Genomic DNA, 22,694 nt, shown 5'->3' with positions numbered 1-22,694 from the left:
TCATCCCCTCCTGGTTCCATATTACTATAAAAATAAAATGTGAACCACCCAATTTAATGAGTGGTTCAAGAATGGGGGAATATCCATGAGTAGGTATAATTTAACTTGATATCATTTTATTATATATTTTTCAATCTGTCTGTTGCTTCTTTGTTGCTTTTCATACCCATCCATAATCTTCTGATGTATTGCTCTGTTAAATTTAGATCACTTGCTATTTCTTTGTGAGTTTTGCACTCTATAATTCTTTTATAAGCGATTTTATATTCCGTTCCCTCGAACCGATTCATTAACGTTTCTATTTTTTCTTTTGCTCGTTCTAAAACCTGTAACCTTTCAAATAATTCGTTCCTTGACTTAATGAGTTTTTCTGTTTGAATCAAAGAGGCGTTCGCTCCATACTTATGAGAACCACTCCCATCTAAATACCAGTATTCGATTTCAGAATTAGTTAATTCTAACTGTAATTTAATCACTTCGATTTCGCTCAATACATCTGAGTAAGAGTGCATGATTTGCATTTAAACACCCTCCACCTTCACTCTATACATTTCAATTAATTCAGTATCAGACAACTTTTTCAATGCATCTTCGGTATACAAGGTGTACACCATCAGCTGGAAGATTATCTGTTCTCGATCCATCCGGTTTAGTTTCTCGGTCATCACTAAGACCTCCCATTCAAAACTTTATCCAAATCATGACGAACCCTAAAACTATAGGCTCGATTGCTTTGTCTCATTTTCAACTTACGAATTTTCCCTAAACCTTCGTCAAACTGGGGAAGCTTATTTTTTATGCTATCCAACGTAAAGACAACCGGAGCAAGCAACTCATTTTCCTCTTTAAGTTTTCTCCTAGCTTGTCTGACTTGCCTTAAATCCTCAAATAACTTTTGTCTAAGAATCGCATCAATTTTGCCTAACTCAATTACATGCAGCAGGTCCTGCGTCTCCAAGTCCAGCTTTTTCATATCAATTTCGTTTTGCTTATATCGTTTGGGTAAATCTTTAATTGAATCACGAATTATCTTCGTAACATCTTCAATGTTTTCCAAATTGATTACCTCCCAAAATATATATCTTCTAACCAATTAATCAGCATTAACATTTGATTTATGACTAACTTGTTATTCCCGTGCTTATCGCATATTTCTCCTGAGGATCTAGTAACCCAAAGCCAAAAATCATTACTCTGCAAACCTAACGTAGTAGCCTTTTGATTTGCCTCGTTTATCCAAGCAACTACTTCTTGATAAAAGGCTGCATAATCCATAAGCTACACCTCTTCAATTTTGATATAAATGCCTGGTAAATCCGCCCAAAACTTTTCAACAATCTCTGAGACTACTAATGCATCATCTTTCCAATAGCCACAATCTGACATGCAGTCTTTAAGTAGTTTCTGTAAATTATCCGTATCTGGACGAGTATGCTTGTACTGGCCATTTTTACTTGTTTTCGTCATAGGAAATAGCCATTTCGTATAAAGCCTTACAGGACCAGTGTATTTACTTTCTGGAACATGCTGCCCAAGATGTGCCATTAACTTTGAACGCGCTGCCTGCAGATCAGCCGGCTCGTAAAATACTGGTTTACCATTTCTGACCGTTACCTGTTTTGTTTGGTGAGTTACAGTCGGAACCTTTTTCATTGGCATAAAGAATTCAGTCATTTCTCATCCTCCTCAATGTCTGCAATCTGGGCATAAACCCCAATCATCCCAACCATGAGGACATAAATTTAGATCCTTCAGATCGCTTTCTTTTACGAATACACCATTAATCATTTTTCCTTTACGATTTTTGATTTCGTTGTAAGCTATTTCAATGCAATGTTCAATGTCTATACCCAATTGCATTGAAAGGGTAGTAAGCGCCACGTACACATCTCCAATGGAATCCAATACCTGATCCGTTCTCCCTTTTGCCATCCCTTCGCACAACTCTCCAAATTCTTCACCTATCTTTAAAACTTGTTTGGCTGGATCAGCTGTGTGTAAATTTCTTTCGAGAGCCCAGTTTTTTATTTTTCTAGTTAAATCATCTAGCATATATTTCACCTTCCATATTTTTACTTTTTATTTTTTGCTTTTGAAAATTTGATTTCGTCATGAAAGAGAAAATGTGTGTGGCGGGCAGAGCGTAAGCCCACCACTTTTTTCTCATGACTTGAACGGTGAGTGAAACGGAAATGTATATATTATATATATACCTTTTCATTTCACTCTGAAATTGAAAGGACGTCGTTTCATTTTCACGATTTATAATGAAATTGAAATTGAAAGAACGGTCCTTCATTTCACTGATTATGAAGAAATGAAAAGTGAAATAACGTTACTTCATTTTCATTTTGAAATGAAAGGAAAATCACAACATTTTCATTTCATTATTCATCCTCTTTCAGAGTGACTTCTCCATTTTCGATATTAAAACCACCGTGATTTTTGATTCTATTTCGTACTGTTCGATCAGTTACACCCATAAATTCAGCTAAAGATTCTAACGTTACAACCTCTTCAATTGAACAAGCTTCATACGCAGTTTCTAATGATTCGTTCTGTTCTTCCTTCCGTTCTTTCGGTGATTTTTTCTTTTTATTGCTTTGATTTTTCTTCCACGGAGGCTGTTCACTATCTGGCTGAATATCTTTTAATATCCCTGTATCATCCACTTTATGGACCGGATACTGGAACCACATATTAACTGGCTCAAACTTCGGATACTCCCGTAATGTGCCTTCAACGCGCCATGCTGAGCGGATTTTAATCTTCTCTATTGCTTTATCTATCTCAGCATCTACATGCGCCAATCTTTCTTTATCTAACACATTGTGAGCGTGTGTTGTCATTTGTGCGATTGATTGCTGATCGTCTAATCCTACATGTTCATCAAAGTAATCAAAATTGGCTAACTTAACTGCATTTGCATAAATGGCAGCTGCAGCATTTGCCTCTTGCTGTTTGATTACGTCTTCTGTAAGCTCTAATTCCACTAGGTCAATCAATGCATCTGGATCCCTTGCAAATACTCCGGAACCTGAAGCGCGGTCCATTGACTTCTTACCACCTTGCGTACCTTTAGAATGGTGATGACAGTAAATAACGCTAGAGCCTAATTCCGTTGCGATTTTATCGAATTGGTTAGTAAAGTGCGCCATTTGGTCCGCGCTGTTTTCATCACCTGTTAAGACCTTATAAATCGGGTCAATAATAACCGCAATATAATTCTTTTTCTGTGCCCGTCTGATTAACTTTGGAGCAAGCTTGTCCATTGGTACGGACTTACCACGTAAATTCCATATATCGATATTTTCAATGTTATTTGGCTGCAATCCCATTGCTCCATATACATCTTTAAATCTGTGTAAAGCACTCGGCCTATCAAGCTCTAAGTTTACGTAAAGGACCTTGCCTTGTGCGCATTGCCAGGCTAACCACTTCACACCCTCGGCAATTGCAATAGATAATTCAATTAAGGAAAATGACTTACCTGCTTTAGAAGGCCCAGCTAATAACATTTTGTGGCCTTGCCTCAATAATCCATTAATTAATGGTGGAGCAAGCTCCGGCATATCATCCCAATAATCCGTTAAACTTTCCGGATCCGGTAAATCATCATTTAAATCTTCAATCCAATCGTGCCACTCTTCCCAGTCCCGCTTTCCAATATTGGTGTCAATAATGAATTGCTTCTTGCCGTTTCGTTCGACTCCTGGCATACGTGATAAACGAGAAGGATTTCTATTTTGGCTATCAATATCTAAACCATTCTTTTTACAAACATCATATAAATAATCAACACGTTTTCGGTATTCTTCGTAATTTGCTGCATCCACTTTTACAATTGCATGGATACTCTTCTTGCCGCTATAAACCATCACAGCAATTGGTAGTTCTAATTCTCGTAAAATAGCATTTTGCTTTTCCAAATTCATAGAATCAGATTCTACTAATGCATATTTAAATTCCGTTACATTACTATTCTTAACTCCACCTGTTCCGTCCAGTGGATTAAATCGAATCCAAGCACCTGCTTCTGAATTGTAATCTCCTAAAACAGAACCAATATCTCCATTCGATTCGTTCAATAGTTGGATAAGTTCCCCAGCTGATCTGTCGGATGCTCCTTTTGTTGGTAAGTACTTCCCTTCATCTGTTTGCCAGGTATCTGTAACATATCCCACGTGTTCTGAAGCTTCGAAAAGTGCTTCTAAATACTGTGTAATCTGTTGTACAGGATTCCAATTTTCTGGCTCCTGGATTTCCATACCTTCAATCCAATTTTTATCAATGACTACATAATCATCATTACCGCTGATTTCATCATCCCAAGATAATTCATGGTCTTCCTTATCCCGTTTTGGCTCCCAGCCATTATCCTTTGCCATTTGAGTGATAGTGGCACCAGTAATGCCACTACCCTCAAAGCTTGTCCATTTTTTGAAGCATTCACCAGGATGATAACGAGCGCTATCCCTTCGGCTCCAATCTTCCCAATCTGCAGCTGTATATCCCTCTGACTTTAAAGCCATTCCGACATTCAGCCATTCCAGGTAATCCAAATAGGAAGGATCTATATAGTCTAATAGTTTTATAACGTCTAATTTATTTTCCATGAGGTGCATCACCTTCTTTCTTGTAGTATCATTAAATGTAATATTTAAAGGAGGATCTTTAAAATGACGTATAGAACTTTTTACGCATATAATTTTGATAAAAACAACACATACTCTGAAGAAATAATGATTAATGAACCTAGAAAGTGCATGCATTGTAATGAAACTGGCCTTCAAAACTTTATTGTAGGCATGGTGACTAGAGGTAAATATGATAACTTTCATAATATAGGTTTATATACTTGTCCATTATGTGCTTCTACCACTATTCATTTCTTATCAAAATGGGATGAATCCGACATGGATCTTCTTGAACCCACATATAGAACCTTTGAAACTATTCCTGCAAAAAGGAAAAAAATTGAAGCTATCTCTGATGATTTACACACTAAATTTCCAGACTTTTTTAATATTTACTCTCAATCTGAAATAGCGGAAAAGGAAAATCTCGACCAGATTGCAGGAATGGGTTATAGAAAAGCTCTAGAATTTTTAGTTACTGATTATCTTTTAGAATATCCAGTCTCAGACGCAACAGAAGATTGGTTAAAAGATCCTCGCACTTCCTTAAATAATAAAATTTCTAAAATCAAGAATGATCGTATGCAAACTTTAGCAAAGGCAGCTTCATTTCTAGGAAATGATGAAACCCACTATACAAGGAGACATCCTGAACATGACATTGACTCAATGAAAGCTTTTATAAGATTTTTATTATCAGAAATTCAATATGAAATTGAATACAAGAGAGCAAAAACCTTAATCAATAAACCTAGATTATAGAGAGTCATTATGTGGCTCTCCTTTATAATTCATCCATTAATACTTTATTAGTTTCAATAGCTTTTTCTAACGTTCCAGACTTCACTTCTGAAAGTGTTTCTAGAAATTTAACTCTTTCCTTTAAATACACTATTTCTTTTTCCATAAAAGTTATCCTTCGGGAACATATTCATTAGGATTAAGACCTGCAGGTGTTTTCCAGCCGTTAGCTGCAATGCGATCAATTAATTTTTTGGCATGGTCAAAGTTCCATTGGCCAACATGATTAAATCCACGTTGTTCAAGAAAACGAATTTGTTTTGGTGTCGTTAATCCTTCAGTACGTCTTCTTTCAAGGCGTTCGAGAATTTTAGTAGCTTTACCTGCATTGTCAATTTCATCAGGTAGGATACCGAGCTTTTCTAATTTGTTTACCTGTTGCTCACTTGGCGGCCCCATTTCCCAACCGAATGAAGGCACATAGCTTGATAAGTCCTCAGCTTGGATACTCATTTCAAATTGCAACGGATCCACAAGCTTGCGTTTGCGACGTTTCATTTCTTTTAATTGCTCGGCCAATGCCTCTTCGCGTTGTGCAACTACATCTTCAGCTGCAGCTTGCTCGACTACTTCCAAATCTAACGGAACACCAGCTTCTTCAATTCGCTCGGTCATAGCTTGTGCAACTTCATCATTAGGAGCGATTAAGTGTGCGGGATGACATAATTCATGCCGTTCTGTATGCCATAGAAAATCAAGCAATAATAATTCAGTTTTTCCCTCAAATAGTCTGGTACCTCGCCCTACCATTTGGCTATATAATGAACGTACTCTTGTCGGCCGAAGAACAACCACACAATCTACAGATGGACAATCCCACCCTTCTGTTAGTAACATTGAGTTACAAAGCACGTTATACTTATCATTCTCGAAATCTTCCAATATCTCAGCGCGGTCTTGTGACTCGCCATTTACCTCTGCGGCTCGGAAACCTTTACTATTTAATATCTCTGTAAATTTTTGACTTGTTGCAACCAATGGAAGAAACACTACTATCTTTCTATCACTTGCCACTTTTACCATTTCATCTGCAATTGATTCTAAATAAGGATCCAATGCGCTGCCCAATTGCCCTGCGCTAAAATCACCAGCGGTCTGTCCTACTTGCGATAAATCTAATTCCAGCGGAATCGTTAATGCTTTAATCGGTGACAAATAACCTTCTTTAATAGCCTTGGGTAACGTATATTCAAATGCTAATGATTCAAAATATGAACCTAAGTTTTGCATATCACCTCTGTCGGGTGTAGCTGTAACTCCTAATACATTTGCATCTTCAAAGTAATTCAATACGCGCTGATAACTATCTGATATACAGTGATGTGCTTCATCAATAATGATGGTGTCGAAAAAATCTTTACTGAAGCGTTTCAATCGCTTTTCCCTCATTAATGTTTGAACACTTCCAACTACTACACGGAACCAGCTATTAATGGACGTTTCCTGTGCTTTTTCTGTAGCTGTTTTAAGTCCTGTGGACTTTTCTAATTTATCTGCAGCTTGATCTAACAATTCGCCTCTGTGGGCAAGGACGAGAACACGCTCGCCCTGTTTTACTCTATCTTCAATTACTTTACTGAATACAATTGTTTTACCTGTCCCAGTTGGAAGGACAAGGAGCGTTTTTTTAACGCCCTCTGCCCATTGTTCCTGAATAGATTGTCTAGCCTGCTCTTGATAATCACGTAGTTTCATGGTTACCTCCTAAAAGTTCCCAGGTACGAAACCTTGTTGTGGTTGTGTATTTGGTTGCTGTAGCGATTGTCCTGTTGGGAACGGTGCTTGATTTTGTGTTTGCTGTTGTTGTGCCGGTTGTTGATAGTGCTGCTGTTGCATTGGCGGCTGCTGATAATTTTGTTGTTGCGCACCAGCATGTTCTAAATATTTTTCGTAAGGTAAGAATGTGTCAACCTGGTTATTAACACGCTCTTCGCCTTTGGAGATATATTTATTTTCAACGATCTTGCATCTACCTTTTGCACCTGTAACAATGCTCCAATTCATACGTAATCTTTCACCAGGTTTCTTTTGGCCAATTCCAGTAAAGAAGTTTGATAGGAATCCTTCTGTTTTCGTATGCAGCATTAAGTTATGGAATACTGTCACATCACCGTGTTCTGGACTATGAATAGTCAGTTCTAATTTTGCTTGATTACAAGCCGGCATTTTAGCACTTCCAGCAAAACGCCCACGCTCAAATTTTGCAACCGTGAAATTGTATTCGCCAGGAGGCAGCAGCACAAAGGCGCCACCTTCCTTTTCTATCTCATCTTCCCAACCTAATTCGCGTTCTATTTCTTGACTCATCTATAATTCCTCCTAATTAATTAAATGGTAAACTCTTTCGAAAATCTTCAACCATGCCATACACTTGCTGCCAAGCTCCTACTAATACACCTTCAATAAAACTTGGATCATAATTTGTAATTGGTGTGTCCATTGTGTAATATCCCTTTTGGCTAACCACTGCTTGAATTTCAGCTTCAGTTACGTTGTTAGGAATCATTAAGTCCTTTAATGATTGTGGAATAGCTGGATTCAATTCATTAGCTGCAGGAGCCGGTTGAGTTACTTCGGTCTGTTGTACAGGTTCTTGTACTGCTGTTTGTTCAACTGGTACGGGTGTAGTTTGTTGTACTGAATCCGGTACAGGTTGTGTCGGCTGTTGCTGAACTTGCGGCTGTACAGGTTCCGGCTGCGCACCTGGTTCTGGCATAAAGATATGAGCAATTTGGCCGTAATCTAAAGGAAATTCATCTGGTAAACCATGGCGGTTCTTCGCATCCCAAGCTGGATGATGAGTAGCAAAGACTGTGCGTTGGCCACCCTGTCCTTTATGTCTCTTACCTTTTTCATCTGCGGCAACAGAAAATGTTTTATAGTTCATAAACAGGACCATATCTGCCCATTCTTTTGTTAAAGCAGCTGTTTTAGCTGTCGTTTTATTACCTAGTTTCAATTCCCATCTATCATAGGCTCCCATTTCGTCCGGCTGTTCAAATTTTGTAATTTTTGCATGTGCAGTCAAAACAACGTTAATTCCAACTTCAGCTAACTCAGTTAGTTTATCTAAGAACTTTCCCCAGTCCTCTTCAAGTTGAATAAATCCTTCACCGTATCCGAATGAGGTGATACTATCTTTATTACCTCGAGCCGTAATAAATTGAATAGCCAACCGCTCGGCCCAGTCAATCGTATCGACAATAAGTGTTTTACATGGACGGTTATTTTTCACAAAATCTATTTGTTGATGAAGAAAAGTCCAACTTGTTGGCTTGTCCATTCTAGCCACATCCATGTTATTGGTACTACCTTCTGTATCTATGAATAATGGATCCGGAAACTGTGATGCAAATGATGATTTCCCAATCCCTTCAGTACCGTAAATAACAACACGTTGAGCTTTAGCAATTTTACCTTTTGTTACATTCATTAAAATTCACCTGGCTTCCATTGTGGTACTTGTGGTGCTTGTGGTTGTTGCACCGGAGCTTGCGGCTCTACTTGAGCTTGCCCTGCAACATAACCATCTTCAATAATTATTTCGCATTCATCCCCGGTACTAACTCTTGTCGCAATAGCTTGTAAACCTTCCTGCTCTAACCACTGTCCAAACTCATTCATTGTCTGTAAATCCATTTGTTCCAATTTATCTAGTAGGATAAAACCGCAATTCGGCTTTAATTTACGGACAATTGCTGTTGATACTTGTAATTGTTCAGCTCCCGACATGTTATCCCATTGCTGTCCGTTATAAGTCAATTCTCCGTCTTCCACTGACAGACCAGGGAGAGGTAAATTAGCATTATCCAACAGCTCTGATTTTTGCTTACGAACAGTATCAATTTTTGTAGATAACTGTTCATATTGTGCACGGTAATCATTCGCATCTGTTTCCGCTTTGTCCTTATCAAGATTGGCTCGGACTTTTCTATTAATCTCGTCAATCTGCTGGATATTAGCCTGTAGCTCTTCAGTAGATTCGTCATGGAGATCAAGCGCATCTTTTCTAGCGATTTCTAAGTCATTACCTAATTGGGCATATGATGCTTCTGCTTGTTGTAAGAGCTGTTTCAAACGTTCTACCTCTTGACCTTGACTAGCATACTGTTGCTCTATTTGCTGTAAATTTTGTCGTTTACGCTGATTCTCACCATTACGGGCCAATATTTCTTGCTGCTGATTTATCAAATCAGATGCAGATATCGGCTCTTTCGGTGCATCCGGATAATAAGGCTGTTCCTTCGCATACTTCGCTTTCTGGTCTGCGATTTGGCCAATCGTGCGACGGTTGTTATATAGCTCCTGTTCTTCTCTTTCATATGTGGCCAACTGCTCACCGACTCCGATAATTTGCAAAAGAATATTTGCTTTTTCCTTGCTTGTCGAATTAATGAAGCGCGGCAAATCTATTGCCAATTCTTCAACGAAACTATTTAATAGTTGCTGCCCTGCTTTTTGGCCGTTTGGATCAATGACTTTCAAATCGCTATTTTTACCTTTACGCTCAACTACCAAGCCATTTGATAGAGTGATAGATAAATATGGATTACTCATTGAACCTTCTCTATTCGCTTGACTAGGCTTATACTTGTTACCACCCAGAGCCCAAGCAATGGCATCTAATGTGCTTGTTTTTCCTTGACCGTTACCTCCACCAATAACTGTTAATCCGTTAGCAGTAGGCTCTATTTTGACCGCTTTTACACGTTTTACATTTTCAATTTCTAACTTATTAATTTTGATTGAACTCATGATTTCCCCATCCTTTCATCATTAAGCGATAATAGTAATTCTTCCGTTTTCAATTTCTGTTTTTAATGCCGTCGCTAAATAATCCCTTACATTAGCAATCGCTTCATTTCTCCAAACACCACCATCAGCTTCGAAAATCGCACCTCGTGGACCGTCTTTCATACGGAAGATAAAATCACTTGCTGGCTGATTTACTTCCAGGAATGTACGGTATGGAGCTAGTTCAACTGGATTTGGTACAATTACATCATCAGCTGAAGCTACACCAGTTTTAATAGTTACAGCTTGAGAAAATCCGTTATCTCCTGTGTTACGAACATTTTCTTCTTTCACATTACCGATCACTTTTAATAACAAATCACGGTCTTCTGTCTGAACAAAATTTGATTGTAATGCGATAATCAATTCTTCAGCATCATGGAAATACTCATAACTGAATCTAGGAACAATGGCATTTACTACAGCTAATAATTCTCGTCCACCATCAGACTCAAGCAATCCATGAAGCGCCACTTTTCCTTCATTTATAACGTGTAAGAAGAATTTATTACTTTTGCGCTCAAGGTCTGATTTAATATAATTCACTAAACCTGTTAGAGTATTTAATTCCAGTTCATATTTTGCGCGATTATTTGTGGGTTGAACTTCTCTTGCTGCTCCACTATCATCAACGAAAAACATACGATCCTTATTGTCGTTATCTACCACTTCAACAACTCTATCCCCTGGCTGAATACCTGATTCGAACAAATATTTAATAGCATCTTTTAAAAATGACATGATTAATTACTCCCTCTCTTTTGTAAGTTAATAATATTTTTTCGTTCCATTTCCTTTTCGATAACATCTACCGGTTCACCGACATCTGTTTTGAGTTCAGCATCATCATCAAAATAAGATTGCCCTGGAACGTTTGATTTAAGTTCCCTGGCTTCGACTTTTCCAGTGCTCAAATCCTTGCCTGTAAGCACAGTCATGGAGACACCTTCAACATTTGCTAGTTTTGTAACAAAATCACTTGTGACATTGATCGTTTGACGGTTTTCATCTGGTTTAAATTCCAATTTAATAGTGACGGAGCGCTTAGCTTGTGCTTCAGTATTTTTATCGTGGATATTATCGAATACCTTTTTAAGCTCATAATCCAGCTTTTCTTGAATGGCTCCATTCTTTAAACTAGATAACGGTAAATCAATATTTTTACGAGACATTTATTTTTTAACTCCCTTCGTGTTATAATGAATGTGGAAATATCTTACTCATGCTCGTATTGGGTGGCAGCCCTTTACGAGTTTCTTACTGTGATATAGCCATCCTCGCATTTCGCACACTCTTCTACGTTGTTCTCGCCAAAGCCTACATAGACAAATCCAGTAGCTTCACAGGTAACGCATTCTTTTAAGTCTTCCATTATTTCTTCACCTCCCTTCAAATGAACGTAATTAGAATTACAGTTGCAGCTATTAACCAACCAGCAATGAAACTTTCCTTAGCTAGTTCATTGTTTAGTTCGCTATTCAAAACATGTGCCTCCTTAGATATTCATTCACTTGATTATTCTCCCGATCAATCTTCTTCCGATTAAGAATCCGCAAAGTATCTAATGAACGTTCCAGCTTCAACATGACTTCTCTCTTTGAACTAAATTCCGCATTTTCGGCCATGTGTAAAGCATTAATTGATGTGTTCATAATATTTTCTACTTCATCAAGCATTTGTGGCCAATCTTCCATGAGATAATGTTCCTTAAGCATTTACATTCACACCCTTTCTTTAATTTTTAATTGAAAGCACCAGTCACATATCGGTCTACTATTTGGAGACAATGCTTTGCTACATTCAACGCATTTGTTCATGTATTACACCACCATTTCCTGGCATATAGCTGCATACATTTTTCCAGCGAACCAGTCACTCTTCGGGAAAAGTAAAACAATATCTTCAAGCAATGCTTCAAAGCGCTTATTTTTTAACGCTTGCGCTCCACCTTTTATCTGGTTAAATCGATCAGTAAGCTTTTTCATTTGTTCGAATGTCATTTAATTCACCTCCGGATCCAACCATTTTTCTATCGTTGGTATGTCAAAAATAATTTTTGTCCCCACTTTTTTATGTGGAATTTCATTTTCTTTAACTAAACGATAAATGTAAGATTTTGAAAGAGGGGCTCCAGTTTCATCCAAATACTTAACTAACCCCTTTACATCAGTACGTGTTTTCATTTATCTCACTCACCTCTGATATTCAAGATTTTGCGAATACGTTTGATATGTTCCTGTGCTTTAGGGCCTGTCCTCTTCCCATTTAAAATATCTGACAGGTATGGTCCTGATATTCCTAGCAATTTTGCTAACTCACCATGCTTCATATTATTTCTGATGAGTTCGTTTCTAACTTTGATACTAAGCTCAACTGACATATTTTTAACTCCTCTCTCGTTCTTTGATACAATGTTCCTATCATTACAAATAGGAGGTGAAATTTATGGGTTACTATACAGATGCTACTATTTGTTTAAATGGACATATTGCATCTTCAGCAAAGTCTAACTACAGGAAATTTTGTAAAGAGTGTGGCAGTAAAACAATATCTACTTGTCAAAAATGCAATACGCATATTCAAGGAACATACGAAACTCCTGATGTTTTCGCATTCGGTTATGACCGTCCATCATATTGTCATGAATGTGGGCACCCTTATCCGTGGACTTCACAAATCATTGATAATGCACTTGAATTAATTTCGCTCGATGATGATTTACCGTCAGACCATAAAGAAATTATTAAAAATACTTTTCCTGACCTTGTCGTAGAGACACCTACTACACCAGTTGCAGCCGCAAAATATAAGAAGTACATATCTAAGTCAGCTGAGTATATCCAAGAAGGTATGAAAAATCTCTTAATCGACGTAGTAACTGAAAATGTTAAAAAGTCCCTTTGGGGTTAGATGCACCACAAAATGCACAGTATTTACTTTTAGATTGAATAAGTTGACCACAAGAACCACATCTCTTGTGGTCTTTCATTTTAATTAAATACAGTTCCCATAACTTTCTCGGTACATATAAAGGTATCCGAATATATAACTTAACAATTCTCATCACTTCCTTTCTTTCATTTATTAGCGTTGCCACCGCTATATAAGCTATAAATCCGAATAAGATATACCTTCATTGGCTAGGTATCACAGCGCCCATTAGATAAAAAGCTATTAAATTAGCTAAAAAGTATTGACCTTTTTACGCGAATAGTTTAATATAAACGCATAGCTAAATAAGACTTTTGAAAAGCCTGTGTTCATACATTTGCCGTTCCCCAACGAAAAAAATGTAATTTGATAGGTCGTGTTTTTTATTGTCTTTTTCGCTAATCAAATAGCTTATGTCAGTAATATTAAACTATAGGCATAAAATAGTCAACACTTTTTATGCGAATTATTTAATTTAATTTTATTGACTACTGAGGATGGTTGATATGACAGTATTTAATAGGGTTAAAATTTTATGTGATGATAGAAAAATTTCTATTAATGAGTTAGAAAATTCATTGGGTTATTCAAAAAACACTTTATATCGTTTAAAAACTCAAAATCCTGGCGCAGATAAGTTACAGGCGATAGCTGACTATTTTGATGTATCGGTTGACTATCTTCTTGGCCGTACCGACAAGAAGCGATATTACGATCTAACGGAAAAAGATGAAATTGATATACAAAAAGAACTCGAAAAAATGCTACAAGGAACAAGCGGTGAAACGGGCTATGCTGCATTCGATGGGAATACAATAGATGATTTAGATGAAGAAGATAGAGAATTACTTATTGCTTCATTAGAGCAATCATTAAGAATCGCAAAGCGAATCGCTAAAAAGAAATTCACACCTAAGAAATACCGTGACTAGGAGTGTTGTTGTGGGGTCAATTGAGGAGGAAGTATTAAAATTAGTAAAGAGATATGGTACAAGTAACCCATTTGAGATAGCAAAGGCAAAAGGGATAGTAATTAGATATGTGGATATTGGAAGCGTGCTTGGATTTCATATGAAGCATTCTAGAACTTCCATTATCCACATAAACGAAAAACAAACATATGAAAAACAGTTGTATACACTTATGCACGAACTTGGGCATGTTGTTTTACACCCAGAATTAAATTCAGCATTTCTCAAAGTAAACACATTTCATAGTATGGATAGATATGAAACTGAAGCAAATGAGTTTGCTATTTCACTTCTTCTTTTACAAGAAGAGAATATAACAATTAAAGAAGCTACCGAGCAGTACGGAATACCCAAACAGCTGCTCTATAAAAAAATTTACACTTAAAAAGAACATACGTTTCCTTTTAAGGAGGTGATATCACTTTTTTAATGTCTTATCTATAAAATTATTTGAGGAGGAATTGATTTGGCAAGCTTTAGAGAAATATCAAAGGGAAGGTATAAGTTGACCGTGGAATTAGGTTATGTTGGCGGAAAACGGAAAAAGAAAAATAAAACTGTCCAAGCTAAAAATCAAACCGAAGCTAAAAAAATGTTAACGCTGTTTGAAGCCGAAGTATTATCTAAGCAGTTGTTAGACGAAACGAAATTATCCGTAGAAGGTTTTTATGATGAATGGTTAACAAAATTTGCTAACGATCATTATGGACCTCGGACTCTTCAGGAGACTAAAAATATTTTTGAGAATCGGATTTTGCCGGAATTTGGACCAATGAAAATAAAAGATGTAAGGAAAATACACATTGTCCATTTCTTTGACGATTTAAAGAGGAATGGCAAGCGTTTAGATGGTAAGGAAGGTAAATTATCATCAAGTAGTATTAAAAACGTCTACAAGGCTATAAACGCTCTTTTTAAGACTGCGGAGAAATGGGAGTTAATTGACAACAATCCTTGTTCCAATATTGACTTGCCAAGCGTGAAGCATAAAAAATCAGAAGTTTATACTATGAAGGAATCACGATTACTCTTTAAAAAGTTGGAAAAAGAAAATATCATGTGGCAATTAGTTGTGCAAGTAGCTGCAGTTGGTGGGTTCCGTGCTGGTGAAATAGCTGCACTCGAAGATAAGCATCTCGACACTAAAAACAATACTATTTTAATCGAACAAGCTTTAGTTAATATCAAAGGTAAAGGCATTCAGTTAAAATCAACCAAATCAGAACGTACACGTAAAGTATCTGTTCCGAAGTATCTAATGAATGCACTCAAGAAGTTGCGAGCAATAAAATATGAACACCAAATGGAAATGCAAGATGATTTATGGAAGTGGCCAGGTCATTTATTTTTATTCTCGGATGAATATGGACAACCTTTAAGACCAGATTCGATTAGCCAATGGTGGATACGGTTCATGAATAAAAAAGAGAACACGGATATAAAACGAATAAGATTTCACGATTTAAGGCATACGTCAGCGACTTTATTAATAAATGAAGGTGTTCATGCTAAAGTTATTCAAGAACGCCTAGGACACTCTAAAATAAGCACTACAATGGATATTTACGGACATGTACTTCAGGAGGCCGAACAAAGTGCAGCTACTCATTTTGAATCCTTATTTAAGAAAGCATGAAAATTGGTATCCTATTGGTATCTTTTTAAAAATATCAGGAGATCAAACAAAAATAAAAAACCTCATGAACTCAATGTTCACAAGGCTTTTAGTTAGCGTCCCAAGTAGGATTCGAACCTACGACCTACAGCTTAGAAGGCTGTTGCTCTATCCTGCTGAGCTATTGGGACATTTCATGGAGCGGGTGAAGGGAATCGAACCCTCATCATCAGCTTGGAAGGCTGAGGTTTTACCACTAAACTACACCCGCATGGATTATGTTTAAATATTTAATTGAAATCTATCACAAACAAATCATTATGTAAGGAAAAATTTTCTTTGAATTAAGCCGACAAGATTTATTATATACATTATTTTTTCTTATGTCAACAAGTTTTTCTAAAAAATGTCGGAGATTCTTGCTGGAGAATTAAAATCATCTCGCAGCAAGGTTATTCGACATATAATAGATTACCTAAAATTTGCTAGATAATCAAGTTCTTTCATTACTTCACCTGAAAGATTATAAAATTTCACTCGAAGTTCATTCGATATATCCCATTCAAGAATTGCATATGTTCTTTCTTTCATTCCTTTGGGGTAATAAATACTCCCTGGATTGATGAATAATTGATTTTCCGACTGTGTCACACCTGCTACATGCGTATGTCCATAGCAGATTACTGCCGCTTCTCTATTTCTTGCTTCATCGACTAACGCAGTCAAATCCTTTTTCACATGGTGCAAATGACCATGGACGATAAAAAATTTCAGTCCACCTATGTCTAACATCTGTTCGTCAGGATAACGACTATCAAAATCACAATTTCCGCCAACAAGATAGAAGTCTTTAAGCGCCATGTCATCCATCTCAAGTTCGGAGTCCCCGCAATGTATCATAAAATCAACAGCATGCCTCTCTTTGACGGTTATAAGTTCGTTTGTCAGTCCGTGAGTATCACTAACAATGAGTACTTTGGTCAATGCATCCATCTCCTCTGTTAATTTTAAAAATCCCTTGTAAAAACTGCAAGCTTATATTTCCAGCTTTTCTCTATTTTATATCCTTTACCCAGTTTTCAAGCTTTTTAATTGCATTACTGCGATGACTGATGCGATTTTTCTCCTCGGAAGAAATTTCAGCCATTGTTTCTGTATAGCCCTCCGGTATAAAAAGCGGATCATAGCCGAACCCATTCTCCCCCTGCGAATTATAGGCAATTTTCCCTTCACAAGTGCCTATTTTAAACACCGTTTCTTCATTCGGGACACTAACCGCAAGAACACAAACAAATTTTGCAGTACGCTTTTCTTCAGGAACATCTTTTAACGCATGTAATAGTTTTTGATTATTCGCCTCATCATTTTTTTCTTCACCAGCATAGCGAGCAGAATAAATACCTGGTGCGCCATCCAATGCATCAACCATTAACCCTGAATCATCTGCCAAAACTGTTTTATGAAGTATGCTGGAAATTTGTTCTGCTTTTAATGCAGCATTTTCTTCAAACGTTGCGCCTGTCTCTTCAATATCCGGCAGTTCGCTACCTAGATCATACAAAGAAAGAACTTCAATATCGTATGCACAAAAGAAATCTTTGAATTCACGTACTTTGCCCTCATTTTTCGTTGCGATTATAATCTGCTTCATTCTATTCACCCTCGATTATACCGTTATTTATATTAGGCAGTTTGTCCGCCAGCTCACCTAGAGCTTCTTTTTGAATTTCAAAGATGTTGCTTAGCCCTTCATTTGCCAACCCGAGCATAGTCATAAGCTGATTATGCGAAAATGTTGCTTCCTCACCAGTACCCTGAATTTCGACAAATTCTCCACTTCCAGTCATGACAACATTCATATCGACGTTCGCTTCTGAATCTTCATGATAGTTCAAATCTAAGATTTCTTGCCCATCTTGTAAAACACCTACAGAGGTAGCTGCTAAAAATTCTTTAACTGGCATTTCTTTAATCGATTTATTTTGAAGCAACTTTCCAAATGCTATTGTCATTGCAACAAATGCTCCAGTAATGGATGCTGTTCTTGTTCCGCCATCTGCTTGGATTACATCACAATCTACCCAAACGGTTCGCTCCCCAAACTTTTCTAAATCAACTACAGATCGCAATGCCCGACCTATCAGGCGCTGAATTTCCATTGTACGGCCGCCAAGCTTACCTTTTGAAGATTCTCTTATATTTCTCTGCGCCGTAGCACGTGGCAGCATGGAATACTCTGCTGTTATCCAGCCTTTTCCTTGTCCTCTCATAAATGGCGGTACCCGGTCCTCTATACTTGCATTACAAATAACTTTTGTATTGCCGACCTCTATCAAGACAGATCCCTCTGGATGTGTAATATAATCTTTAGTAATTTTAATTGGTCTTAATTCATTAATCGCTCTCTCATCAATTCGCATCTGGTTTCCTCCTTGTTTTTCAAGTATTAGCTTATCACATTTTTAACAAAAGAAAAAAGAGTAAAACCAGCAGTATAATAATTCTGCTGGTTTATCTTCCATTTTAAGCATGCTGGTTGTTCTTTTACAGTTTTTCAGATGGTGTAAAGAAATCTGAAGTAACCGGTTCTGTATATGTTTCACCATTTTCATTATTCAATTGCTCTTTATTTTCGACCTTCACATTAACCGCTTCAATTGGTTCAATTGAAGTTAAAGTACGGACAATCGTTTCCATAACTTCATCTGCTATTACCGATTCTTCAGTGCTTTGTAATATTGCTTCATTAAAAACAAGCTCTAAAACACCGTCATTCAATGTTGGTTCAGTTACAAGTTCTGCTTCCCCATTGAACACATGTACAACATTCGTATGGAAGCCGGGTCCTTCAATTAGAGATTGAATAATTGAACCATACACATTATTATCTTCTAATGACTCAACATATTGCGTAACTGGTACATAATAACGGTTTTCCTGATTTGTTACCGGGTAAAACATCGTTACAGCCTGACTATCCAAGAAATCAATTGTATCTGTATTAACGATGTTTATGCCGTTCTCTTTAGAATATCCTTTTCCAATTGGAGTACCGTTAACCGGCATTTCATCTAACGGATGTCCGTTTATCCATAACTGCACACTTTCGACACTTTCAAATTGTGTTAATGTATGTGTAATCGATTCGATGATTTTCAGTTCATCATCTGCAGCATACTCTTTAAATTCCTCGGATAAATCAACAATCATTGTTCCATCTTCCTGTAAATCCATACCTAGTATTTCGGTGCCAGCAGGAATAACTGCACGAAATCCGTTTGGAAGCAAATTAGCAACCGGGCCATCCTCCACTAAATACTCAATTACTTGAGTTGCTACTTCCTTCGATTCTAATGATGGAAGCTCTAAAATCTGTGAAGCTACCATTCCATTTGCATCAATTAAATACAACTGTCTTGCAACTGTTTCCGATTCCTCAACCTCTGCATTTTCTGCTTCCTCTTCGACTGAACCCTCTGTTGATTCATTCTCTTGCGCATCACTTACCGCTTCAGCATTTTCTGGTGGATCGATTTCAATTGAAGATTGTTCACCCTGAAAACAGGCTGTTAGCAGCAAAATAGAACAGCATACACCAGGTAATAGTAACTTTCCAGCTTTCATGCAATAACCCCCTACGATGGTTTGTACTACTATATATACGAGCTGTTTTGAAAAAATAGACCATCGTCAGCAGAAAAAATTAGCTGCTTCATTTCGAAGCAGCTAATCTACGTCAATTACAGCTGATTTAATTTCATAGGAATTGTTGTATTTTGATTCTTTAAAAATCGTTTCAGCAATTTTATAAAAGATATCCATATTGCCTGTTGAATAAAACTCATGTACAGGAGGATTTTTTCTTTTAGTTTGTAAATGTTTTAATTCCAGTACTGCACTTGTTTCTCTTGCAGTTTCTTCACTAGATGAAATAACAGTTACATGTTCTCCAATAACCTCTTGAATCACTGGCTTTAATAAAGGATAGTGTGTACAGCCAAGAATTAATGTATCCATCTCTTTATTATTCTCGAATGGCAATAGTGAATCTTTTACAACTTCTTTTACTTCATCTCCTGCAAGCACACCTTTTTCCACAATTGGCACGAACAAAGGACATGCTGCAGCTTCCACCTGCAAGTTTGGATTAATCTTTTTAAGCGCCGCCGGGTATGCCTCGCTTTTAATCGTTCCTTCTGTACCGATTACACCAATCTGTTCATTTACTGTTGCATTAATTGCAGCCCTGGCACCAGGATTAATTACTCCGATTATCGGTATCTCTAAATGCTCTGTTAACTCATCTATTGTAAATGCGGTTGCAGTATTACAAGCAATTACAAGAAGCTTAATATTTTTTTTCAATAGAAAATTCACCATTTCCCAAGTGAACTTTCTAACTTCATCTTTCGTTCTAGGTCCATAGGGACAACGTTTGTTATCACCAAGATAAATCAATTGTTCTCTAGGCAGTTGTCTCATTAGCTCATGTGCTACGGTTAGACCTCCTACTCCAGAATCAATTACACCAATAGGTCTTTCCATTAATAATCCGCCTTTTTAAAATTATTTCTCATTAACATGCTTCATACGTGTATATAAAAGATCAAGCAGCTCATTCAATGAGGTTTTTTCCTCATCATTAAATCCTTCAAGCACTTCCTGTAAATAGAGCTGTCTTTTTTCGATTACTTCATGAATAATCACTTTTCCTTTTTCTAACAAATGAATCCGCACGACGCGGCGATCTTTTTGGTCACGCGTTCTAACCACTAATTCATTCTTTTCCATTCGATCAACGAGGTCTGTTGTCGTGCTGAATGCTAAACTGATTTTATTTGAAAGTTCCCCTATCGTCAGGTCACCTTCCTCTAAAAGCCATTGTAAAGCAACGAATTGTGGAGAGGTAATCGGGTAATTATGTAAAATTTTCCTGCCGTTTTGTTTAATCATTCCCGATATATAACGCAATCTTTTTTCAGTTTTTTTAATTGATTGCTCTGTTTCTTGCTTTTCCATTGTTGTACCCCCTACTGTTTCCGCTACAAAACTAAAAATATATAAGCTCATTTATTTCATCTATATATCTTTATTCGACAATAACTATCTATTTCCAACAAATGCATTGGTCCTTAGCTAAGTATATCAAAAATTTTACATTATGATAGTAAATAACTCAACTTTCGAAAAGGTAAATACAAACTTAACTTGGTATTATAACCTTGATTGGCAATCGATTAAACAAGCTTGCCTTTTGTCATAGTCGATACAAAAAAGCTGACAGTCTTAAATCAGAGTAACCTTGTTTTGGGACAGAAGGTGTTCTCATGGACTGTTTCACCAGAAATCCTTTCAAAGACAGTTTTCGAAATCCAGTTTTAAATTGTCTAAGCCCTGCCTTAGTAATAACGTTTTTCAAATTTCCGGTAGCTTTAGGGTGAAAGTTATTCTGAACTAAAGTAATCAGGATTTTATGTGAAAAGCAGATCTTGTCAAGCTCGCTATATGAAAGCTTCGTTTGTTTACATTATTAAGGTATTTTAATACGATTTATTGAAACGAAAATGCAGCAATTATATTCATCGTGAGGTTTATGACTGTTTTACTGCTGTGTCACTGCACGTACAATATTTAGCTGCAGCGGAAAACAAGATTGGGTGTATTTTTAAGCACTAAATTGATTTCTTTTCATAAGCTATATTGACTAAATAATTCCCTTCAAACAGCAGCTCTATAAGAGCAAGGAGGGGTTATCATTTGAAGGAAAGCAACTATCAACCGAAGCAATTACTGACGAAGCGAGAAAAGGAAGTATTTGAGCTGCTAGTACAAGACATGACAACAAAAGAAATTGCCCAAAAACTTTTCATATCTGAAAAAACTGTCAGAAACCATATTTCAAATGCAATTCAAAAGTTGGGTGTGAAGGGGCGATCGCAAGCAGTGGTTGAACTTCTGCGTATGGGGGAACTAAAGCTTTAACCAAAAACCGACTTTCCTTAGGTGAAAGTCGGTTGGTTTTTTTACGTTTTTAATCTGCAAAGATATTATGACAACACATAATATCTTTTCTTACGTTATCATTTTTTATTCCATTTCTTCAAATTCAAAATTGTCAATTGATAATAATACTTCTGGCTGGGTTATACTTAAAAGCGATTCCGCTTGTTCATCAGAGATTTCAATAATAAAGGGCATAACACCATTTGGAGAAAAGACACCCATCTCTTCTTCCGTTAAAGAGACTGGATAATTTTCCAACACAAATTCCTCTTGACTTCCGAGGCTAAAATCGAATGAAATGTTTGTCATTTCAACAGGAGTACGGTTGATACCAAGCAGTACTAAACTTCTTCCTGCTTCCGAACTGTATATATCTACCGTATAAACGCTAAAATCATTCGGCATCCCGGCATCTGGCGTTTCTGATAGCAACTGGTTGATTACAGTGTAAATTTCACTATCCAATGTAACACCACTTTGTTCATCCCATCTAGTTACTTGCAAGGTCAATTCTGTATTCTCATCAAAACCCTCTTCCTGAACTTCCTCTTCATTTTCAACATTCTCCACGGCGCTTTCTTCTTCATCCATATTTTCATTCTCAATAACTTCATTATCCTCTTCCCTTATCTCCCGGTCCTTCGCTTCGTTACATCCAGTTAAAAGTAAAAATGAAACAAGCAGGACAAATAATATTTTTTTCATTTATCTGCATCTCCTTTACATTGTAATAATTGTTGATTATAGAAACCAATGGAGCACTGCCGCTGTCCGGTTCGCACTATCGAATAAGTTACAGACCCATTCCGCATTAATCCAAGTATCTTCATTGACCTTGGAAGCAAATGAGGCGGATATGGCATTTTGGCGAGCAGAAGCGATTGCAGGAGAATATGATTCATATTTCGTTATCTCTCCTTAAAAAGTAGATGGACCTAACCA

At 37.0% G+C, this 22,694-nt stretch carries 32 protein-coding genes and 2 tRNA genes; 6 read left to right on the top strand and 28 right to left on the bottom strand.

Annotation, left to right across the window (positions count from 1 at the left end; translation table 11 throughout):
• Positions 1-119: 119 nt before the first annotated feature.
• The 7 genes from NST93_RS02265 to NST93_RS02235 all read right to left on the bottom strand — a co-directional run bounded on the left by NST93_RS02265 (position 120) and on the right by NST93_RS02235 (position 4,616).
• Positions 120-521, bottom strand: a complete 402-nt coding sequence (locus NST93_RS02265; protein WP_405100784.1) for a hypothetical protein — start codon at positions 519-521, stop codon at positions 120-122.
• Positions 522-665 (bottom strand): hypothetical protein, encoded by a 144-nt coding sequence (locus NST93_RS02260; RefSeq protein WP_405100782.1) that lies wholly within the window; start codon positions 663-665, stop codon positions 522-524. It abuts the gene before it with no gap.
• A 2-nt stretch (positions 666-667) separates the two neighbouring features.
• Positions 668-1,057: a hypothetical protein gene (locus tag NST93_RS02255; RefSeq protein WP_405100780.1), complete on the bottom strand. Its 390-nt coding sequence runs from the start codon at positions 1,055-1,057 to the stop codon at positions 668-670.
• A 5-nt stretch (positions 1,058-1,062) separates the two neighbouring features.
• Positions 1,063-1,275 (bottom strand): hypothetical protein, encoded by a 213-nt coding sequence (locus NST93_RS02250; protein WP_405100778.1) that lies wholly within the window; start codon positions 1,273-1,275, stop codon positions 1,063-1,065.
• Positions 1,276-1,278: 3 nt separating this feature from the next.
• Complete coding sequence (locus tag NST93_RS02245; protein WP_405100776.1) at positions 1,279-1,674, bottom strand: RusA family crossover junction endodeoxyribonuclease; 396 nt, start codon at positions 1,672-1,674, stop codon at positions 1,279-1,281.
• Positions 1,675-1,686: 12 nt separating this feature from the next.
• Positions 1,687-2,052 (bottom strand): MazG-like family protein, encoded by a 366-nt coding sequence (locus NST93_RS02240; RefSeq protein WP_405100775.1) that lies wholly within the window; start codon positions 2,050-2,052, stop codon positions 1,687-1,689.
• A 335-nt stretch (positions 2,053-2,387) separates the two neighbouring features.
• Positions 2,388-4,616 (bottom strand): AAA family ATPase, encoded by a 2,229-nt coding sequence (locus tag NST93_RS02235; protein ID WP_405100773.1) that lies wholly within the window; start codon positions 4,614-4,616, stop codon positions 2,388-2,390.
• Positions 4,617-4,679: 63 nt separating this feature from the next.
• On the opposite strand from NST93_RS02235, the gene NST93_RS02230 reads away from it, so the two are divergent.
• Positions 4,680-5,399, top strand: coding sequence for a hypothetical protein (locus NST93_RS02230; protein ID WP_405100771.1), 720 nt, complete (start codon positions 4,680-4,682; stop codon positions 5,397-5,399).
• A 22-nt stretch (positions 5,400-5,421) separates the two neighbouring features.
• On the opposite strand, the gene NST93_RS02225 is transcribed toward NST93_RS02230, so the two are convergent.
• From NST93_RS02225 to NST93_RS02175, 11 genes are all read right to left on the bottom strand, one after another.
• Positions 5,422-5,544 carry a hypothetical protein gene (locus NST93_RS02225; RefSeq protein ID WP_405100769.1) on the bottom strand — a complete coding sequence of 41 codons (123 nt, stop codon included), beginning with the start codon at positions 5,542-5,544 and terminating at the stop codon, positions 5,422-5,424.
• A gap of 5 nt (positions 5,545-5,549) precedes the next feature.
• Positions 5,550-7,133, bottom strand: a complete 1,584-nt coding sequence (locus tag NST93_RS02220) for a DEAD/DEAH box helicase (protein WP_405100767.1) — start codon at positions 7,131-7,133, stop codon at positions 5,550-5,552.
• 9 nt (positions 7,134-7,142) lie between these two features.
• Positions 7,143-7,745, bottom strand: a complete 603-nt coding sequence (locus tag NST93_RS02215; RefSeq protein ID WP_405100765.1) for a hypothetical protein — start codon at positions 7,743-7,745, stop codon at positions 7,143-7,145.
• A 16-nt stretch (positions 7,746-7,761) separates the two neighbouring features.
• Positions 7,762-8,871, bottom strand: a complete 1,110-nt coding sequence (locus tag NST93_RS02210; RefSeq protein ID WP_405100763.1) for an ATP-binding protein — start codon at positions 8,869-8,871, stop codon at positions 7,762-7,764.
• A complete protein-coding gene (locus NST93_RS02205) occupies positions 8,871-10,193 on the bottom strand; it encodes an AAA family ATPase (protein ID WP_405100761.1) in 1,323 nt (440 codons plus the stop codon). Before NST93_RS02205 ends, NST93_RS02210 begins: the two co-directional genes overlap by 1 nt.
• A 21-nt stretch (positions 10,194-10,214) precedes the next feature.
• The gene (locus tag NST93_RS02200) at positions 10,215-10,973 is read right to left on the bottom strand and encodes a hypothetical protein (RefSeq protein WP_405100759.1); all 759 of its coding nucleotides are present in this window, start codon (positions 10,971-10,973) and stop codon (positions 10,215-10,217) included.
• A 2-nt stretch (positions 10,974-10,975) separates the two neighbouring features.
• Positions 10,976-11,404 carry a replication terminator protein gene (locus tag NST93_RS02195; protein WP_405100757.1) on the bottom strand — a complete coding sequence of 143 codons (429 nt, stop codon included), beginning with the start codon at positions 11,402-11,404 and terminating at the stop codon, positions 10,976-10,978.
• Between the two features lie 306 nt (positions 11,405-11,710).
• Positions 11,711-11,947, bottom strand: coding sequence for a hypothetical protein (locus NST93_RS02190; RefSeq protein WP_405100756.1), 237 nt, complete (start codon positions 11,945-11,947; stop codon positions 11,711-11,713).
• Between the two features lie 105 nt (positions 11,948-12,052).
• Positions 12,053-12,232 (bottom strand): hypothetical protein, encoded by a 180-nt coding sequence (locus NST93_RS02185; RefSeq protein WP_405100754.1) that lies wholly within the window; start codon positions 12,230-12,232, stop codon positions 12,053-12,055.
• Positions 12,233-12,415, bottom strand: coding sequence for a hypothetical protein (locus NST93_RS02180; protein WP_405100752.1), 183 nt, complete (start codon positions 12,413-12,415; stop codon positions 12,233-12,235).
• 5 nt (positions 12,416-12,420) lie between these two features.
• Positions 12,421-12,612 carry a helix-turn-helix domain-containing protein gene (locus tag NST93_RS02175; RefSeq protein ID WP_405100750.1) on the bottom strand — a complete coding sequence of 64 codons (192 nt, stop codon included), beginning with the start codon at positions 12,610-12,612 and terminating at the stop codon, positions 12,421-12,423.
• A 65-nt stretch (positions 12,613-12,677) separates the two neighbouring features.
• On the opposite strand from NST93_RS02175, the gene NST93_RS02170 reads away from it, so the two are divergent.
• The 4 genes from NST93_RS02170 to NST93_RS02155 all read left to right on the top strand — a co-directional run bounded on the left by NST93_RS02170 (position 12,678) and on the right by NST93_RS02155 (position 15,770).
• Positions 12,678-13,142: a DUF2321 domain-containing protein gene (locus NST93_RS02170; protein WP_405100748.1), complete on the top strand. Its 465-nt coding sequence runs from the start codon at positions 12,678-12,680 to the stop codon at positions 13,140-13,142.
• A gap of 527 nt (positions 13,143-13,669) precedes the next feature.
• A complete protein-coding gene (locus tag NST93_RS02165) occupies positions 13,670-14,095 on the top strand; it encodes a helix-turn-helix domain-containing protein (RefSeq protein ID WP_405100746.1) in 426 nt (141 codons plus the stop codon).
• A 10-nt stretch (positions 14,096-14,105) separates the two neighbouring features.
• On the top strand, positions 14,106-14,519 hold the full coding sequence (locus NST93_RS02160; RefSeq protein WP_405100744.1) for an ImmA/IrrE family metallo-endopeptidase: 414 nt from the start codon (positions 14,106-14,108) through the stop codon (positions 14,517-14,519).
• Between the two features lie 81 nt (positions 14,520-14,600).
• On the top strand, positions 14,601-15,770 hold the full coding sequence (locus NST93_RS02155; protein WP_405100742.1) for a tyrosine-type recombinase/integrase: 1,170 nt from the start codon (positions 14,601-14,603) through the stop codon (positions 15,768-15,770).
• A 96-nt stretch (positions 15,771-15,866) separates the two neighbouring features.
• Here NST93_RS02155 and NST93_RS02150 read toward each other — a convergent pair.
• From NST93_RS02150 to NST93_RS02115, 8 genes are all read right to left on the bottom strand, one after another.
• Positions 15,867-15,940 (bottom strand) — tRNA-Arg (locus NST93_RS02150).
• A 6-nt stretch (positions 15,941-15,946) separates the two neighbouring features.
• Positions 15,947-16,020 (bottom strand) — tRNA-Gly (locus NST93_RS02145).
• A gap of 200 nt (positions 16,021-16,220) precedes the next feature.
• A complete protein-coding gene (locus NST93_RS02140; RefSeq protein ID WP_405100740.1) occupies positions 16,221-16,733 on the bottom strand; it encodes a metallophosphoesterase family protein in 513 nt (170 codons plus the stop codon).
• 70 nt (positions 16,734-16,803) lie between these two features.
• Positions 16,804-17,400, bottom strand: a complete 597-nt coding sequence (locus NST93_RS02135) for an XTP/dITP diphosphatase (protein ID WP_405100738.1) — start codon at positions 17,398-17,400, stop codon at positions 16,804-16,806.
• Position 17,401: 1 nt separating this feature from the next.
• On the bottom strand, positions 17,402-18,169 hold the full coding sequence (gene rph / locus NST93_RS02130) for a ribonuclease PH (RefSeq protein WP_405100736.1): 768 nt from the start codon (positions 18,167-18,169) through the stop codon (positions 17,402-17,404).
• Between the two features lie 124 nt (positions 18,170-18,293).
• Complete coding sequence (locus NST93_RS02125) at positions 18,294-19,373, bottom strand: GerMN domain-containing protein (RefSeq protein ID WP_405100734.1); 1,080 nt, start codon at positions 19,371-19,373, stop codon at positions 18,294-18,296.
• A gap of 102 nt (positions 19,374-19,475) precedes the next feature.
• Positions 19,476-20,294: a glutamate racemase gene (racE, locus tag NST93_RS02120; RefSeq protein WP_405100732.1), complete on the bottom strand. Its 819-nt coding sequence runs from the start codon at positions 20,292-20,294 to the stop codon at positions 19,476-19,478.
• A 21-nt stretch (positions 20,295-20,315) separates the two neighbouring features.
• Positions 20,316-20,768, bottom strand: coding sequence for a MarR family winged helix-turn-helix transcriptional regulator (locus tag NST93_RS02115; RefSeq protein ID WP_405100730.1), 453 nt, complete (start codon positions 20,766-20,768; stop codon positions 20,316-20,318).
• Between the two features lie 738 nt (positions 20,769-21,506).
• Between NST93_RS02115 and NST93_RS02110 the strand changes: the two genes are divergently transcribed.
• Entirely contained in the window at positions 21,507-21,731 is a 225-nt protein-coding gene (locus tag NST93_RS02110) for a response regulator transcription factor (protein ID WP_206271395.1), read from the top strand.
• Positions 21,732-21,836: 105 nt separating this feature from the next.
• On the opposite strand, the gene NST93_RS02105 is transcribed toward NST93_RS02110, so the two are convergent.
• Complete coding sequence (locus NST93_RS02105) at positions 21,837-22,457, bottom strand: hypothetical protein (RefSeq protein WP_405100729.1); 621 nt, start codon at positions 22,455-22,457, stop codon at positions 21,837-21,839.
• On the bottom strand, positions 22,454-22,654 hold the full coding sequence (locus tag NST93_RS02100; protein ID WP_405100727.1) for a hypothetical protein: 201 nt from the start codon (positions 22,652-22,654) through the stop codon (positions 22,454-22,456). The genes NST93_RS02105 and NST93_RS02100 overlap by 4 nt, the downstream gene beginning before the upstream one ends.
• Between the last annotated feature and the right edge of the window lie 40 nt (positions 22,655-22,694).

The sequence above is a fragment of the Oceanobacillus sp. FSL H7-0719 genome, assembly GCF_045040795.1.
GTDB lineage: Bacteria > Bacillota > Bacilli > Bacillales > Amphibacillaceae > Oceanobacillus.
This window is presented reverse-complemented; position numbering and strand designations above follow the sequence as displayed.

What these genes read in the sequence shown, in the direction of transcription:
- NST93_RS02230 (WP_405100771.1), top strand. Translation starts at nt 4,680, where the DNA reads ATGACGTATAGAACTTTTTACGCATATAATTTTGATAAAAACAACACA.
- NST93_RS02170 (WP_405100748.1), top strand. Translation starts at nt 12,678, where the DNA reads ATGGGTTACTATACAGATGCTACTATTTGTTTAAATGGACATATTGCA.
- NST93_RS02240 (WP_405100775.1), bottom strand. Translation starts at nt 2,052, where the DNA reads ATGCTAGATGATTTAACTAGAAAAATAAAAAACTGGGCTCTCGAAAGA.
- NST93_RS02210 (WP_405100763.1), bottom strand. Translation starts at nt 8,871, where the DNA reads ATGAATGTAACAAAAGGTAAAATTGCTAAAGCTCAACGTGTTGTTATT.
- NST93_RS02250 (WP_405100778.1), bottom strand. Translation starts at nt 1,275, where the DNA reads ATGGATTATGCAGCCTTTTATCAAGAAGTAGTTGCTTGGATAAACGAG.
- NST93_RS02205 (WP_405100761.1), bottom strand. Translation starts at nt 10,193, where the DNA reads ATGAGTTCAATCAAAATTAATAAGTTAGAAATTGAAAATGTAAAACGT.
- NST93_RS02265 (WP_405100784.1), bottom strand. Translation starts at nt 521, where the DNA reads ATGCAAATCATGCACTCTTACTCAGATGTATTGAGCGAAATCGAAGTG.
- NST93_RS02185 (WP_405100754.1), bottom strand. Translation starts at nt 12,232, where the DNA reads ATGACATTCGAACAAATGAAAAAGCTTACTGATCGATTTAACCAGATA.
- NST93_RS02235 (WP_405100773.1), bottom strand. Translation starts at nt 4,616, where the DNA reads ATGGAAAATAAATTAGACGTTATAAAACTATTAGACTATATAGATCCT.
- NST93_RS02215 (WP_405100765.1), bottom strand. Translation starts at nt 7,745, where the DNA reads ATGAGTCAAGAAATAGAACGCGAATTAGGTTGGGAAGATGAGATAGAA.
- NST93_RS02165 (WP_405100746.1), top strand. Translation starts at nt 13,670, where the DNA reads ATGACAGTATTTAATAGGGTTAAAATTTTATGTGATGATAGAAAAATT.
- NST93_RS02225 (WP_405100769.1), bottom strand. Translation starts at nt 5,544, where the DNA reads ATGGAAAAAGAAATAGTGTATTTAAAGGAAAGAGTTAAATTTCTAGAA.
- rph (WP_405100736.1), bottom strand. Translation starts at nt 18,169, where the DNA reads ATGCGAATTGATGAGAGAGCGATTAATGAATTAAGACCAATTAAAATT.
- NST93_RS02260 (WP_405100782.1), bottom strand. Translation starts at nt 665, where the DNA reads ATGACCGAGAAACTAAACCGGATGGATCGAGAACAGATAATCTTCCAG.
- NST93_RS02125 (WP_405100734.1), bottom strand. Translation starts at nt 19,373, where the DNA reads ATGAAAGCTGGAAAGTTACTATTACCTGGTGTATGCTGTTCTATTTTG.
- NST93_RS02195 (WP_405100757.1), bottom strand. Translation starts at nt 11,404, where the DNA reads ATGTCTCGTAAAAATATTGATTTACCGTTATCTAGTTTAAAGAATGGA.
- NST93_RS02245 (WP_405100776.1), bottom strand. Translation starts at nt 1,674, where the DNA reads ATGACTGAATTCTTTATGCCAATGAAAAAGGTTCCGACTGTAACTCAC.
- NST93_RS02180 (WP_405100752.1), bottom strand. Translation starts at nt 12,415, where the DNA reads ATGAAAACACGTACTGATGTAAAGGGGTTAGTTAAGTATTTGGATGAA.
- NST93_RS02100 (WP_405100727.1), bottom strand. Translation starts at nt 22,654, where the DNA reads ATGAATCATATTCTCCTGCAATCGCTTCTGCTCGCCAAAATGCCATAT.
- NST93_RS02105 (WP_405100729.1), bottom strand. Translation starts at nt 22,457, where the DNA reads ATGAAAAAAATATTATTTGTCCTGCTTGTTTCATTTTTACTTTTAACT.
- NST93_RS02200 (WP_405100759.1), bottom strand. Translation starts at nt 10,973, where the DNA reads ATGTCATTTTTAAAAGATGCTATTAAATATTTGTTCGAATCAGGTATT.
- NST93_RS02220 (WP_405100767.1), bottom strand. Translation starts at nt 7,133, where the DNA reads ATGAAACTACGTGATTATCAAGAGCAGGCTAGACAATCTATTCAGGAA.
- racE (WP_405100732.1), bottom strand. Translation starts at nt 20,294, where the DNA reads ATGGAAAGACCTATTGGTGTAATTGATTCTGGAGTAGGAGGTCTAACC.
- NST93_RS02115 (WP_405100730.1), bottom strand. Translation starts at nt 20,768, where the DNA reads ATGGAAAAGCAAGAAACAGAGCAATCAATTAAAAAAACTGAAAAAAGA.
- NST93_RS02190 (WP_405100756.1), bottom strand. Translation starts at nt 11,947, where the DNA reads ATGCTTAAGGAACATTATCTCATGGAAGATTGGCCACAAATGCTTGAT.
- NST93_RS02135 (WP_405100738.1), bottom strand. Translation starts at nt 17,400, where the DNA reads ATGAAGCAGATTATAATCGCAACGAAAAATGAGGGCAAAGTACGTGAA.
- NST93_RS02175 (WP_405100750.1), bottom strand. Translation starts at nt 12,612, where the DNA reads ATGTCAGTTGAGCTTAGTATCAAAGTTAGAAACGAACTCATCAGAAAT.